General features: G+C 46.3%; 7 protein-coding genes. All 7 read left to right on the top strand.

Features of this window, described 5'->3' with window-relative positions:
- Positions 1–38: 38 nt before the first annotated feature.
- The 7 genes from BLT07_RS09315 (at position 39) to BLT07_RS09285 (ending at position 15,195) form a co-directional block, all read left to right on the top strand.
- Positions 39–3,125 (top strand): SusC/RagA family TonB-linked outer membrane protein, encoded by a 3,087-nt coding sequence (locus BLT07_RS09315; protein WP_091867994.1) that lies wholly within the window; start codon positions 39–41, stop codon positions 3,123–3,125.
- Positions 3,126–3,192: 67 nt separating this feature from the next.
- Positions 3,193–4,686: a RagB/SusD family nutrient uptake outer membrane protein gene (locus BLT07_RS09310; RefSeq protein WP_091867992.1), complete on the top strand. Its 1,494-nt coding sequence runs from the start codon at positions 3,193–3,195 to the stop codon at positions 4,684–4,686.
- 43 nt (positions 4,687–4,729) lie between these two features.
- Positions 4,730–7,432 (top strand): c-type cytochrome, encoded by a 2,703-nt coding sequence (locus BLT07_RS09305; RefSeq protein WP_091867990.1) that lies wholly within the window; start codon positions 4,730–4,732, stop codon positions 7,430–7,432.
- A 47-nt stretch (positions 7,433–7,479) separates the two neighbouring features.
- Positions 7,480–8,622, top strand: a complete 1,143-nt coding sequence (locus tag BLT07_RS09300) for an FG-GAP repeat domain-containing protein (RefSeq protein ID WP_091868259.1) — start codon at positions 7,480–7,482, stop codon at positions 8,620–8,622.
- A gap of 138 nt (positions 8,623–8,760) precedes the next feature.
- Positions 8,761–9,573 (top strand): 3-keto-disaccharide hydrolase, encoded by an 813-nt coding sequence (locus BLT07_RS09295; RefSeq protein WP_245726485.1) that lies wholly within the window; start codon positions 8,761–8,763, stop codon positions 9,571–9,573.
- Positions 9,574–10,097: 524 nt separating this feature from the next.
- Positions 10,098–11,540, top strand: a complete 1,443-nt coding sequence (locus BLT07_RS09290) for a sulfatase family protein (protein WP_091867988.1) — start codon at positions 10,098–10,100, stop codon at positions 11,538–11,540.
- Between the two features lie 127 nt (positions 11,541–11,667).
- Positions 11,668–15,195 carry a sulfatase-like hydrolase/transferase gene (locus BLT07_RS09285; RefSeq protein WP_091867986.1) on the top strand — a complete coding sequence of 1,176 codons (3,528 nt, stop codon included), beginning with the start codon at positions 11,668–11,670 and terminating at the stop codon, positions 15,193–15,195.
- The last annotated feature ends 38 nt before the right edge of the window (positions 15,196–15,233 follow it).

Here is a 15,233-nt window from a genome sequence, read left to right as displayed (position 1 = left end):
ATAAAAAAGGATTTCTAACCTAATTACTGAACACTATTATGAAAAAAATCTACACGAGTCTAAAAACACTATGCGTTGTTTTTGCCTTGCTCCTGTGGTTACCGGCGCATGCACAGGACAAGACTATTACCGGCACTATCACCTCGGCAGATGACAGTTTGGGCCTTCCCGGTGTCAATGTGGTCGAAAAAGGAACTACGAATGGAGTGGTTACCGATTTTGATGGCAAATACAGCATTTCCGTTTCCGGGGATAACGCCACCTTGGTATTTACCTATGTCGGGTTTGCGATGCAAGAAGTGCCGGTGAACGGTAAAACACAGATTGACATCTCCATGGCAGAAGATGCGACTGCGCTAGACGAAGTGGTGCTGGTGGGGTATGGTACCCAAATTAAACGACAGGTAACGGGCGCGGTACAGACAATTGATGCTCAAGAGCTGGCGGACATTCCCGTTTCACAGGTTACACAGAAACTACAAGGTAAACTGGCCGGGGTTCAAATCAATCAAACCACAGGCAAACCCGGTCAGGGTATGTCGGTACGTATAAGAGGTCAGTTATCTGTTTCGGGAGGTAGCGACCCACTCTATGTTGTAGACGGTTTCCCCATCACTGGCGGAATAGGTGCTTTAAACCCTGATGAAATCCAAGATATTTCAGTTCTTAAAGATGCCGCGTCTACTTCTTTGTACGGTTCTAGAGCTGCTAACGGGGTTGTTTTAATTACCACTAAAACGGGAGTTCCCGGTGAGACTAACATCAGCTTCAACACTTCCACGGGAATTCAGCAGGTACCGCAGCGGGGCAGGATCGATATGATGGATGCCGTTGAATTCGCTCAATTTAAAAAGGAGTACTATACCGATCAAGGCGATCCAGTTCCCGAAATTTTCCAGGACCCATCGCAATATGAAGGTAAGACCAATGACTGGTATGATGCCCTGCTGAGAACGGCACCGGTGCAAAACTATAACCTGACCATTACCTCAAACAAAGAAAAACTTCGTAGCTCCATGGTGGCAGGCTTTTTTAAACAAGACGGAGTCGTCATAAATTCAGATTATCGCCGCTATTCGCTTCGGGCAAATATGGATTATCTAATATCCGATAAAATACGAATCGGTCTCAATGTGGCACCTTCCTACATAAAAGATAACACGCCAAGAACGGATGGGGAAAGAGGAACAGGAATTCTATTTAACGCTTTACACACCTGGCCCATCATGCCCATCTACAAGCCTGATGGTTCTTTGACCGAGTTTAATAGGTTTCCCGCGGAAACAGGTAACATTTTCTCCTACGCCAACTGGATTACCTCGGCCAAACAGATTGTTAATGAAACCAAAGATGTTAATTTATTGACCAACGCCTTTTTGGAGTACGAACCGATTGAGGGTCTGATCATAAAAACAAGTTTGAATGCCGAGCTGTATAATTCAAGGTACGAGCTTTTTAGTCCTACTACGGCTACTTCTAGTATTAACGTTCCCATTCCTACGGATTCGCGGGCAGTTTGGGAAGATACTAACGATTTTTCTTGGCTGAACGAAAACTTGGCGACCTACACCAAAAGTTTTGGAGATCATAATTTTTCACTTTTGGGAGGATTTACCTTTCAAAAGTTCCGTAGGGATTTTAATAGGGTACAAGCCAGTAATTTTGCCGACGACCGTTTGCCAACCATCCAAGGGGCCGCTAACATTGATCGAAACGGTACTTATGATAGAGTGCAGGAATGGAGTTTGGTTTCCTTTCTTTCAAGACTGACCTATAACTATAAAGGCAGGTACTTGTTTACGGCATCGGTACGTAGCGATGGTTCATCGCGATTCGGTTCCGAGAATCGTTGGGGTACCTTTCCATCGGTATCTGCCGGTTGGATTATCTCCGATGAAGGTTTTATGGAAAGTGTAGAACCGGTGTCCCTTTTGAAAATTAGAGCCAGCTACGGGGTCACAGGAAACAATAACATTGGTAATTACACCCAATATGCGCTTATCGACAATACTGTGAACGCCGCTTTTGGAAACGACCTTGCTCCCGGATCGGCGGTGACCTCCTTGGCAAACCCTAACTTGGGCTGGGAAACGACCAAACAGTTCGATGCCGGTATTGATGTAAGCTTGTTCAACGATAGAGTTTCATTTTTGTACGACTATTACACCAAGAACACTACGAATTTATTATATAATGTTCAAGTACCCCAAGAATCGGGTTTCTCTAACTTCAGCGATAATATTGGGGAAATTCATTTCTGGGGTCACGAATTTGCGCTGAACACCATAAACACTACCGGAAAATTTCGATGGACGACCAATGCCAATATCTCGTTCAATAGAAATGAGGTTGTAGCCTTGGCAGAAGGTATTGACCGTGTTTACGGTCGTTTCCATATTACCAAGGTCGGCGAGCCCTTCGGCCAATTCTATGGCCATCTTTCCGATGGGGTCTATTTAAATCAGCAAGATCTTGACAGTTCGCCCCAGGTACCCGGTCGTTCTACCGTGGGCAGCATAAAATTGTTGGACCTCAACGGTGACGGTATCATTACCAATGGGGGAGACGACGATGACAGGGCCATTATGGGCAGTCCGTTTCCCGACTTTACGTACGGTATAACGAACACTATCAAATACGGAAATTTTGATTTTTCGGTAATAGGCACAGGTTCCCAAGGCAACCAATTGCTGGTCCGCCATTTGTACAGCACGGCCAATCTTGACGGCGTGTTCAATTTGGTGAACGATGTGAAATATCGTTTCCGATCGGTGGAAAATCCGGGTAGGGGGTTTTATGGAACCACCGTCGGAGGTGGGAATGTTACCGGTATTGAAAGGGATTGGATAAACGACCGTTTCATTGCGGACGCTTCCTATTTCAATATTAGGAACATTACGCTAGGATATACCCTTGATGGCGTGGATCGATTTTTCAAATCCGCCCGCATCTATGGCTCCATCCAAAATGTGTATATCTTCACCAAATACTGGGGTGGCCCCAACCCCGAAATTAGCGTACAGCCTGATGGGACCGGAGACGGCGGAAACCTGAGCCAAGGTGTCGATATTTCCGGATATCCGGTACCCCGTATTTTCAGCGTTGGCCTTAATCTTAATTTTTAAGGGAAAAAAACTGATTTTCGGATTTAATAATTGAAACCATTTTATATCACTATATAAAACAAATAAAATGAAAAATAAATTCCTATTTCTCCTAGTTTTGGGCGTCCTAACAGTTGGTTGTGAGGATGAGCTTACGATTTTCCCAGAGGATTCATTAAGCGAGCCTACCTTTTTTAAGACCGCAGATGATTTTGAACAGGCCGTCAACGGGGCTTACGTACCCTTACGTCAGATAAACAACCAAGCAAAGCCCTATTTGGCCGAAATGCATTCCGATAACACCTATTATGCCAGAAATACCGCTTTTGGGGCAACCGAGCAACAAGAGGATATTGCCGACTTTGCCATCCCCAGCGATAACGGAATCACCGCCAACAACTGGGTAGGACAGCAATACGTGCTGGATTACCAAATAATTGCCCGCGCAAATCAAATATTGGCTACTATCGACGATGCCGAATTTGACACCTCTGCCAAGAATAATCTCAAGGGCCAAGCTCTTTTTCTCAGGGCATACGCCTATTTAGAATTGGTGCAGTTCTTTGGAAGTGTACCTCTTCATTTGGTTCCGGTTGCCGGTCGTGAAGATGCGGCATTACCGCTGTCATCCGAAGAGGAAATCTATGTGCAAATCATAGCCGATGCCGGGGAGGCCGCACAATTATTACCCCCAAAATCGGAACAGGAGGCCGGAAGGGTCACCTCCGGGGCAGCACGTACGGTATTGGCCAATGCTTATATTGTTCAAAAAAACTGGGCGGGCGCCGAAACTCAGCTTAGGGCTATTATCGACAGTAACGAATATACCCTGATGCCGATTTATGCCGATGCATTTTCCGGTACCACCGACAACAAAAACAATATGGAATCGGTATTTGAGGTACAGTACAAGGAAGGTGCCGAGGGATTGAACGGAAGTTTTCTCTACAATTTTCTGCCACGACCACTGACGGCCGATGAAGTGGGATTGATTACGGGTACTTCAAACCCCCAACCGCTTAACGGCGAAGGTAATAATATCCCCACACCGGATATTATAGCGGCCTATGAGCCAGGCGATTTAAGACTAGAGGCCTCCATTCAATATATTACGGCCAGCGAAAGTTTCTGGAGAGACGGGGTGTACCCCATCATCAAAAAATATGTTGAGCCGCATGCGCTGAATGGAAATACTGGAATGAACTGGCCGGTATATCGCTATTCGGAGGTGCTGTTGTTTATGGCGGAAGCGCTGGAGGAACAGGGCAAATCGGGGGAAGCAGCCACCTTTTTGAACGAAGTGCGAACTCGTGCCGGACTCGGTGACGCCTCGGGCGATTTATTGGATGCTATTTATAGGGAACGTAGGGTAGAACTCGCCTTTGAGAACAAACGCTGGTTCGACCTTGTCAGGACCGGTCGTGCCGTGGAGGTAATTACGGCCTACGGAAACCGAATAAAGGCCACACCCAACGAATACTACTATCCCGAAGGCGTAGAACCCCGTGCAAATGCATTTTCGAATATCAGTCTGCGATATGCGCTTCCTGCAGCCGAATCCTCATTGAACCCAAATTTTTAGTACTTTAGGAGCATAGAAGAAAAAGTTAAAAAATATTTACAGCATGAACAGAAGATTGTTAATTTTAATAGGTATTGCTTTTTTGGCAATTTCCTGTACTACTAATTCCGATTCGAAAAATGAAACCCCCGAAAACCTGCCCCCGAAACTGGCCAAGCTGAAACTGCAGCCGGGCTTTAAGGCGGAGCATCTCTATAGTCCCGGCGACGAGGAAGAAGGTTCTTGGGTGGCGATGACCTTCGACAATAAGGGCCGTTTGATTACCTCAGATCAGTACGGTGCGCTATACCGGATGGAAATACCGGCGATTGGCTCTGAAAACCTAACTCCGAAAATTGAAAAACTAAAGATTCAAACCGGGGAACAAGTGGCCGATTCGGTAATCCAGATGGGGTACGCCCAAGGCTTGCTCTATGCGTTCAACAGTCTGTATGTAATGGTCAACCACCGCAGTGATGACGAGTTTGAAAAGGGAAGCGGTCTATACCGCTTGCAGGATACGGACAACGACGACCAATACGACAAGATAACCTTGCTCAAAGAATTGGACGGCGCAGGCGAGCATGGCCCCCATAGTATCGTCATGGCGCCAGACCAAAAATCCCTTTACGTCATCGCCGGCAACCATACCGATATGCCTGAAATGGATTCGTATCGGCTTCCCAAGGTATGGGAAGACGACAATTTATTTCCGTTGATCAAAGATCCGCGTGGCCATGCCAATGATCGTGGCGCACCGGGCGGATGGATCGCCCATATAGATCCCGAAGGAAAAAAATGGGAGCAAGTCGCTTCCGGTTTTCGGAATCCTTTCGATCTGGCCTTTAACGAATTGGGCGATATGTTTACCTATGATTCGGATATGGAATGGGACCTGGGCATGCCCTGGTACCGGCCGACGCGGATCTGTCATGTACCCAGTGGGGCCGAGTTCGGATGGCGTACGGGCAACCAAAAATGGTCTGCTGCCTATCCAGACAACCTGCCGCCAGTGTTGAATATCGGCCAAGGCTCTCCGACCAGCGTTTCTTATGGAAAAGATGCCAAATTTCCCGAAAAATACAAGCATAGCATTTTTGCCTTTGACTGGAGCTTCGGTATCATCTACGCCATAGAACTAAAGCCGGAAGGCGCTACCTATTCCGGAATAAAGGAGGAATTTGTTTCTGGCATACCACTTCCCTTGACCGATGGTGTCATTGGTCCCGATGGAGCCATGTATTTTATGACCGGTGGCCGCCGGTTGGAATCCGATCTTTATCGGGTGTACTATAAGGATGAAGAAGGAAAGGAAGCTGCCTTGGCTTCCACTTCGGCTCCGGAACAGACCGAGGAAAACGCACTACGTAAAAAATTGGAAACCTATCATATGGGACCAATAGAAGGCGCGGTCGATTTCGCTTGGCCCAACTTAAAACATACCGACCGTTTTGTGCGCTATGCCGCCAGAATAGCAATAGAGCATCAGCCCGTAAAGGAATGGCAGGATCGGGTATACAGCGAAAAAGACCCCGAAGCGATGGTTCAAGGCATGATAGCTTTGGCCCGACATGGAAACGCATCCCAACGTGACCGGATGTTGATTGCGATGATGGAGGTAAAATACGATGGACTTTCGGATATACAGCAAGTAGACCTGCTGCGGGCCTTTGAGGTTACCATCTCCCGTTTTGGCAAGCCCGCATCCGGAATGAGTAACAAAGTCGTACAGTATTTAGAAGGCCATTACCCGGCGAAGACCGATGTACTGAACCAATCCTTGAGCAAAACGCTCGCCTATTTGGATGATCCGAAGGTCGTGAGTAAAACCTTGGCCTTGTTACAATCACAGGAAGGCGAAAACGCCTCGGTCATGGCAAATACAGCTACGGACGCCTCTGACCTAATATTGAGGAACCCACAATACGGAATGGACATTGCCAGTACCTTGAAAAATATGCCCTTGGCCCAGCATACCTATTACGGTATCGTTCTTGACAGTGTCAATGCAGGTTGGACTCCCGAACTGCGTGACGAATATTTCAAATGGTTTTACAAGGCCTTTTCATTTAAGGCGGGCCGCAGCTATATCGGATTTATCGATAAAGCTAGGGAATCTGCCTTATCACAGGTCCCCAAAAACAAATTCGAATATTACAATACCATTTCCGGGGATTCGTTACTCGGAAGTTCCGGTACGGATTTGGTGCAGGAAGCCGAGCAGCCCGAAGGTCCCGGAAGAAACTGGCAGCCTGAGGATGTAGAATCCTTATTGGCCGATGGCCTTGAGGGAAGGAATTTTGAGGATGGTAAAAACATGTATGCCGCAGCGACCTGTGTTACCTGTCATGCCATGCGCGGTGAAGGCGAAAATATTGGTCCCGACCTTACCCAGTTGGGTACGCGATTTACGCCCGAGGATATGATGGAAGCTATCATAGAACCCAACAAAACCATTTCGGACCAATATAATGCAACGGAGTTTTCCTTAAAGAACGGGCAAACGGTGGTAGGAAGGCTGATCAGTGAAGATGATAGCAATTACGTCATTTCCCAAAACCCCTATGCGCCCGATTTGACCCGGAAAATTCCCAAAAGCGAAGTAACGAGCCAAAAGATGTCCACCGTTTCCCTCATGCCAGCGGGATTGATCAATAGAATGAATCCTGATGAACTGAAAGATTTGTTGGCCTATCTAAAGGCAGGTGGTAATCCCGATAACCCTGTGTACTCAAAAGGAGGAAATCAGGCACAGGCTTCGCGATAAGAAATGCTCCGCCGATGAAAGCCGCGATTTTAGTTCTATTATTTTTTATGTTGACAAATTATGGTGTCGGTCAATCGGGTCATGTTCCTCAGAAAAACAATACACCACCCATACGTTTTACCAAGAAAAAAATCGCCTCTGAAAGTTATGAATCCGTAGGAGTATTCGACGTGAACAACGATAAGGTGCCCGATATAGTTTCGGGCGGATTTTGGTATGAGGGTCCCGAATATAGAATCCGACAGGCCATAGGCGCGGCCAAACGCTATGGTGAATATTACGATGATTTTTCCACGATTCCTTTGGATGTCAATGGTGATGGCCATATGGACTTTGTTACCGGTGGATGGTTCGGGGGCAAATTGGTATGGAAAGAAAATCCCGGAGATGAAGGCGAGTGGGCAGACCATGTTATTGCCGAAGTAGGTAATATTGAGACTACCCGTTCTTGGGATATTGATGGGGATGGCGTTGTAGAGATCGTTCCCAATACGCCCAATGATTCTCTCAAAATCTTTCGTCTCATCTTGGATAACCAGGGAAAAGGTACCGGAAAATTCAAATCGTTTGCGATTACCGATAAACACGGCCACGGTCTGGGCTTTGGAGATATCAATGGCGATGGGAGGGGAGATCTGGTCATACCTTCAGGCTGGTTGGAAGCTCCAAAAAAACCTTTTGAAGCCCTTTGGAAATTCCATTCCGAATTTGAACTGGGTACGGCCAGCGTCCCCGTTCTTGCGGTGGATGTCAATGAAGACGGACTGAACGATTTGATTGTGGGACAAGGGCACGATTATGGCCTGTATTGGTACGAACAGACTCCCGAAGAAGCCAAGGATAAAAAATGGCTAAAACATGCTATCGACCCTTTCAATTCCCAATACCACAGCATGGAATGGGCCGATTTGGACGTAGACGGAACCAACGAACTGATCACCGGCAAGCGATACCGCGCCCACAACGGTAAAGATCCCGGCGGAAACGACGAATTAGGCCTCTATTATTTTCGTTGGAATGGTGAGAATTTTAGCAAACAGGTCATCGACTATGGGGCCTATGGAGTGGGAAAAGGTACTGGTGTCTATTTTAGCGTTGCCGATTTAAACGATGACGGTAGAAAAGATATTATAGTGGCGGGCAAGGATGGATTGGTCGTTTATTACAATGAACGGGTAGATCAAAAATGACCATAAATGGGCCGAGAATCAAGCATTAAGCGCCAAGAAACAAAAACAAGGAGAAAGATTAAATAAAAGATATAAAAGAAGTTGAGCGCATGAACGAACTTCAATGCGAAAATTGACTTGAAATTTGAAATCAAAAAGATGAAAAAATCCAAACTGAATATTCCGCTGCAAATGCTGTTTACCATTTCGTTATGCTTCGTACTGCAAGCCTGCGGTGAAAATAAGAAGGATAAAACAACCGAAAAACCTGAAGTTGCCACAAATGAGGATAAGGATGGTTTCACAACAATCTTCGATGGTAAAACCTTGGAAGGTTGGGAAGGCGACCCTACCTATTGGAGTGTAAAAAACGGTAATTTAACGGGTGAGGTCACTCCCGAAACGCTGCTCAAGAACAACACCTTTATCATCTGGCAAGGTGGCCAACCCGACGATTTTGAACTGAAATTGGACGTTAAAATTGCGGAAACAGGCAATAGTGGTATCAACTATCGCAGTGAACAGATCGATACTATCCCCCACGCCCTACGAGGCTATCAGGCCGATATTGACGGAAAAAACACCTATACCGGACAGAACTACGAGGAGAGGAAAAGGACAACATTGGCCTATCGGGGGGAGAAGGTCATCATACATTCACAAGATAATCCAGAAGAAGCCGGATCCTTACGCGCCAATGTTCAAAAAAACTGTTGGCAGAGTAGGGAAGTGGTCGCATCCCTTGGGGAATCAGACTCCCTAAAAACAAAAATTAACAGTGAGGACTGGAACAAAATTCACCTGATTGTTAAAGGAAATCGATTACAGCATTATGTGAACGGTGTGCTGATGAGCGATGTTACCGATGACGATGCCATCAACCGAAAATCATCTGGATATTTGGGAGTTCAAGTACACGTAGGGCCTCCGATGACCGTTGAGTACCGGAACATTCGTTTAAAGAACCTTTAAACCTGGCATAAAAAAAGGGGCGAAATTTTTCTTTTCGCCCCCTATAAACTAACTAACTCAAACAACCTGGAGGTTATGAGGCTCCATAGGACTATATTACCATAATTTTAAAAAAGCCCCATCCTGTACTGTCCTGTTTTGAAAGGAATTCATTGAAAATTTATGATTGTCCAGAAAAATTCCCGTCAAAAGAATAGCTGCCAGAGACAACTTCCAAAACGGTTTCATCATCGTTAGATGACAAGACCTTGATATCTGAACTACCCTTGATTTTTTGACCATTTTTCTTTAACCCGGAAACTGGAGTAGGAATAAAACTAAATTTTAGGATAGGTATCCTGGGCCTACCTGATTGCTTCCCAATCCTTCTTTTTTCCATCGAACAGCACGGTACAGGATGCCCGTTAGCTCAAATGATTTTATATTTCGCGATAATTCCTGAAAAGTTCAAACTGAGGTGCAAGCAACTGAAGATCTGAAAATCATAAAAGAATAGAGTATAACACTTTATAAAGCAATTAGAAATGGAGAAATTAATGGGGAGGTTGGGCTTGTTCATTGTATTTTCGGTTGCTTGCAATCATCAAAATAAAGATATCGTAAATAGTGCAGACCAAAAAGTACGCCCCAACGTACTAATTATCCTTACCGATCAATGGCGGGCCCAAGCCACCGGTTACGCCGGAGACCCCAATATTAGCACTCCCAATTTGGACAGTCTGGCCGCAAAAAGCGTCAATTTCAAGAATGCCGTATCCGGTATGCCAGTTTGCTCGCCGTTCAGGGCTTCCCTTATTACCGGGCAGCGACCGCTCACCCATGGCGTCTTTATGAACGATGTACAATTGGATACGGCGGCGGTCACTTTCGGTAAACTATTTTCAAAAGCAGGATACGATACCGGCTATATCGGAAAATGGCATTTGGACGGGCATGGCCGACTTTCATTCATCCCACCTGGAGAAAGAAGACAGGGCTTTGATTTCTGGAAGGGCAATGAATGTACGCACGATTATAACCACTCGGTGTATTACGCCAACAACGACCCTGAAAAAAAGATTTGGGACGGTTACGACACCTTTGCCCAGACCGATGCCGCCATTGATTATATGAAGGGTCAAACAACAGAAAAAAAACCGTTCTCGTTGATTTTATCCTACGGAACGCCGCATGCCCCCTATCAAACAGCTCCCGAAGCCTACCAAATGCGTTTTCATCCGGATAGCATACAATTGCGTGAGAACGTTCCGGAAGAGATGAAAGAACAGGTCAAAAAAGATTTGGCCGGCTATTACGCCCACATTGGGGCACTCGATGATATGATCGGCAACTTGATGTCCAATTTGAAAAATACCGGACAGTTGGATAACACGATAATCGTTTTTACTTCCGACCATGGCGATCTGCTCGGGTCCCACGGCGCCTATAAAAAGCAGCAGCCTTACGATGAATCCATACGGGTACCCATGTTATGGTATATTCCCAAAACTTTGGGTATCGCTCCGGCCGTGAAAGACGCCTTGCTGAACTCCGAAGATATTCTGCCGACCCTACTGGCATTGTGCACTATTGATATTCCCGAAACGGTAGAAGGAATTAATTACAAAAGCTATTTGGAAGGCAAGGAAGACATAGACCGAGCTGCCCTGATTACCTGCGTGCAACCCTTCGGACAATGGAACAGGGTAGAGCACAATGGCAGGGAGTATCGTGGATTACGTACGCAAGACTACACCTACACCCGCGATTTGAACGGCCCATGGCTATTGTTCGATAATGAAAATGACCCTTATCAAATGAACAATTTGGTAGGCAATGACCAGTATAGCGACATACAATCCGAGCTGGACCGACTTTTGACCGAACGACTAAAAGAAAACGGCGACGAATTTCTTCCCGGGATGGAGTATATCCAAAAATGGGGCTATCCGGTGGATAGAACTGGTACAGTACCCTACAGCCCCTAAGCGTTAGTTAATACAGGTAGGTACAGGATAGTTTCGGTGGTATTTGGGTTTATTTTTAGGAAATGTTTAAACCTGTTGTGGTTTGTACTCAAAAAATCTAACTTACACTCCTACCAAATAGCAATTCATGAAGAAGCTTTTTTTATTAGTTATACTATTCGCTAACCTAATTTCATATTACTCTATTTCCGCGCAGGTTCGGAATTCAAATACAACCGCTAACAGACCCAACATCATCTTTATCCTCACCGACGACCAACGTTTCGATGCCCTGGGCTATGCTGGAAACGAATTGATTTCGACACCTGAAATGGACAAGCTAGCCAAAGAGGGCACCTATTTTAGTAATGCCATGGTCACGACGCCGATTTGTGCGGCTAGCAGGGCCAGCATCTTGACCGGACTGTACGAACGCACCCATAACTTCAACTTTCAAACGGGCAATATCCGGGCCTCGTATATGGAGAATTCCTATCCGACCATCCTAAAGAATAACGGCTACAAAACGGCTTTCTATGGAAAATATGGCGTTCGCTATGATAATCTCGACAAACAGTTCCATGACTTCGAATCGTATGACCGGAACAATGCATACGCCGATAGACGCGGCTATTACTACAAAACCTTGGGGAAAGATACCGTGCATCTGACCCGATATACTGGGCAACAGGCCTTGGACTATATCGATAAGGCCGATACTTCACAACCCTTTTGCCTGTCGTTAAGTTTCAGTGCGCCGCACGCCCATGATTCCGCCAAGGACCAATATTTCTGGCAAGCGGAATCGGACAAGCTCTTGCAGGGCACGACCATGCCGGATCCGAAACTTGGGGAGGACAAATATTTTGAGGCCCAACCGAAAATCGTGAGGGACGGTTTTAACCGCCTGCGCTGGACCTGGCGCTACGACACGCCCGAAAAATACCAGCACAGCGTCAAAGGATATTTTCGGATGATTTCGGGTATTGATCGAGAAATTTCGAAAATCCGTGCCGAACTTAAGAAAAAAGGACTGGACAAGAACACCGTCATTATTTTTATGGGCGATAACGGCTACTTTTTAGGTGAAAGGCAATTGGCGGGCAAGTGGTTGTTATATGACAATTCCGTTCGAGTACCTCTAGTCGTCTACGACCCGCGGATCAATAGACATCAGGACAGTAAGGAGATGGCCTTGAACATCGACGTTGCTCCTACAATTTTGGATCTGGCCGGAGTGCAACCTCCAAAAACTTGGCAAGGTAAAAGCTTAATGCCACTGGTATCGGGCAAAACGAACAGTTTGGAACGAGATACCGTACTTATAGAACACATCTGGGAATTTGAGCATATCCCGCCCAGCGAAGGGGTTCGTGCCAAAGCCTGGAAATATTTTCGATACGTCAACGACCAATCCTTCGAGGAACTTTACGACCTCAAAAATGATCCGCAAGAAATCGAAAATCTTGCCGACAACCCAAAATACGCGGAGAAGCTGAAGGCGTTCCGCAAGAAAACAGACCAGTTGATCGGCAAATACAGTGATTCCTATTCCGACGGGCCCGATAATCTGATTGTCGAATTCATCCGACAACCGAAAGGGGTAAAAATCCTGGATTCAAAACCCGAATATGGTTGGGCAGTTCCCGAAGGTGCCGTAACCCAATCCGCCTATCAGATACTAGTCGCATCCTCTGAAGATAACAGCGATAACAATATTGGTGATATTTGGGATAGTGGACAGGTACGCAGCAATGCATCCTCCGAAATAGAGCACGATGGGCAGGCTCTTAAAGCAGGGGAGTCCTATTTTTGGAAAGTCCGTATTTGGGACCAAGACAACCGGCTCTCCAAATATTCCGAAGAACAATCCTTTACCATGGCTTCCAAACAAGGGAAAACTATGACCACTCCCAATAGTTTCCAAATCGACAGTATCAAGCCAAAAGTATTCGAGAAACGCGGCGATTCTTATTTTATTGATTTTGGTAAGGATGCCTTCGGAACAATGGATTTTACCTACACCGCCAAAAAGAAGGAAACCTTGGTCTTTCATGTGGGCGAGCAATTGAACGGGAACCGCCTGAACAGAAAGCCTGCCGAAAAAAGCCATATTCGCTATCAGAGGATAGAGGTTCCGGTCACCCCGGACCAAAAAAAATATCAACTTCCCGTTCATGTTGATGCACGCAATACACTGCCCAACAAGGCGATAGCCCTTCCGGATTCTTTTCCAGTGGTCGTTCCTTTCCAGTATGTCGAACTGGAGAGTCCCAAAAGTGATGTCAAGTCCGAAGATTTCACCCAACTCGCTTTCCACAGCTATTGGGAAGATGATGCGAGCAGCTTCAATAGTGACAACGATATTTTGAACCAGGTTTGGGAACTTTGCAAGTATTCCATCAAAGCCACCACTTTTGCCGGGCTTTACGTTGACGGCGACCGTGAACGCATCCCCTATGAAGCGGATGCCTATCTGAACCAGCTCAGCCATTACACTACCGATCAAGAATACGCCATTGCCCGGCAGACCATCGAGTATTTTATGCAAATGCCTACTTGGCCCACCGAATGGCAGCAGCACGTAGCGCTTATGTTCTACGCCGATTATATGTATACGGGCAATACCGAACTCATCGAGAAATACTACGATGATTTAAAGTACAAGACCCTAATGGAACTGGAGGGTGACCATGGCCTGATTACCTCATCCAAAGTAACCTCCGAAATCATGAAAAACCTAGGTTTTGGGGATAGGGATGAAGCGCTTAAAGATATCGTGGACTGGCCACCATCGGGATGGGGCGGTGACCCGAATGTTATAGGCGAGCGCGACGGTTTTGTGTTCGAGGATTATAATACTGTCATCAACAGCCTTTATTACAGGAATATGCAGATTATGGCCGAATTCGCCGAAGTGCTGGGCAAGGACGATGAAAAACTGGACTTCGAACTTCGCGCGGCACAGGCCAAAAAAGCAATTAACCAACAAATGTTCGACAAAAGCACCGGCACTTACGTCGATGGAATAGGTACCCAACATGCATCGTTACATGCGAATATGTTTCCGTTGGCATTCGGTATCGTACCCAAAGAGCGCCAGGCATCGGTGGTCGAATTCATCAAATCCCGAGGTATGGCCGCTAGTGTCTATGGAGCGCAGTATCTGATGGAAGGCCTGTACAACGCCGGGGAAGCCGATTATGCTTTGGAACTGCTGACCTCGGAATCCGACCGCAGTTGGTACAACATGATCCGTGTCGGCGCCACCATGACCATGGAAGCCTGGGATATGAAATACAAGCCGAATGCGGACTGGAACCACGCTTGGGGCGCGGTACCCGCCAATATCATTCCCCGTGGCCTTTGGGGCATCACCCCGACGACCCCGGGTTTTGGCGTGGCCAGTATCAGACCGCAGATGGGCGATTTGAAAAAGAGCAGTATCAAAACGCCTACGATAAAAGGACCCATACTTGCGGAATATGAATATATTAACCCTAGGTTACAACGCTATACTATCGAAATCCCCGCGAACATGGTGGCGGAATTTGTAGTGGAAGCTTCATCGGATAAGGTATTGAAGCATAATGGTGAAAAAGTGGACTCCGCTTTCGGGAGCATCCGCCTAACCCCGGGGAAGCATGAAATCGAATTGGTCGTAAATTCATTTTGACCCTTTATGGCAATTTGGAAAATTATACGAATAGCACA

Origin of the sequence: Pricia antarctica (assembly GCF_900101815.1) — a bacterium.
Lineage (GTDB): Bacteria > Bacteroidota > Bacteroidia > Flavobacteriales > Flavobacteriaceae > Pricia > Pricia antarctica.
The sequence above is the reverse complement of the archived record's forward strand: the minus strand, read 5'-3'. Positions and strand labels throughout refer to the sequence as shown.

Bases quoted from the DNA above. Each gene is read 5' to 3' on its own strand.
- BLT07_RS09300 (WP_091868259.1), top strand. From the start codon at position 7,480: ATGTTGACAAATTATGGTGTCGGTCAATCGGGTCATGTTCCTCAGAAA.
- BLT07_RS09285 (WP_091867986.1), top strand. From the start codon at position 11,668: ATGAAGAAGCTTTTTTTATTAGTTATACTATTCGCTAACCTAATTTCA.
- BLT07_RS09310 (WP_091867992.1), top strand. From the start codon at position 3,193: ATGAAAAATAAATTCCTATTTCTCCTAGTTTTGGGCGTCCTAACAGTT.
- BLT07_RS09315 (WP_091867994.1), top strand. From the start codon at position 39: ATGAAAAAAATCTACACGAGTCTAAAAACACTATGCGTTGTTTTTGCC.
- BLT07_RS09305 (WP_091867990.1), top strand. From the start codon at position 4,730: ATGAACAGAAGATTGTTAATTTTAATAGGTATTGCTTTTTTGGCAATT.
- BLT07_RS09290 (WP_091867988.1), top strand. From the start codon at position 10,098: ATGGAGAAATTAATGGGGAGGTTGGGCTTGTTCATTGTATTTTCGGTT.
- BLT07_RS09295 (WP_245726485.1), top strand. From the start codon at position 8,761: ATGAAAAAATCCAAACTGAATATTCCGCTGCAAATGCTGTTTACCATT.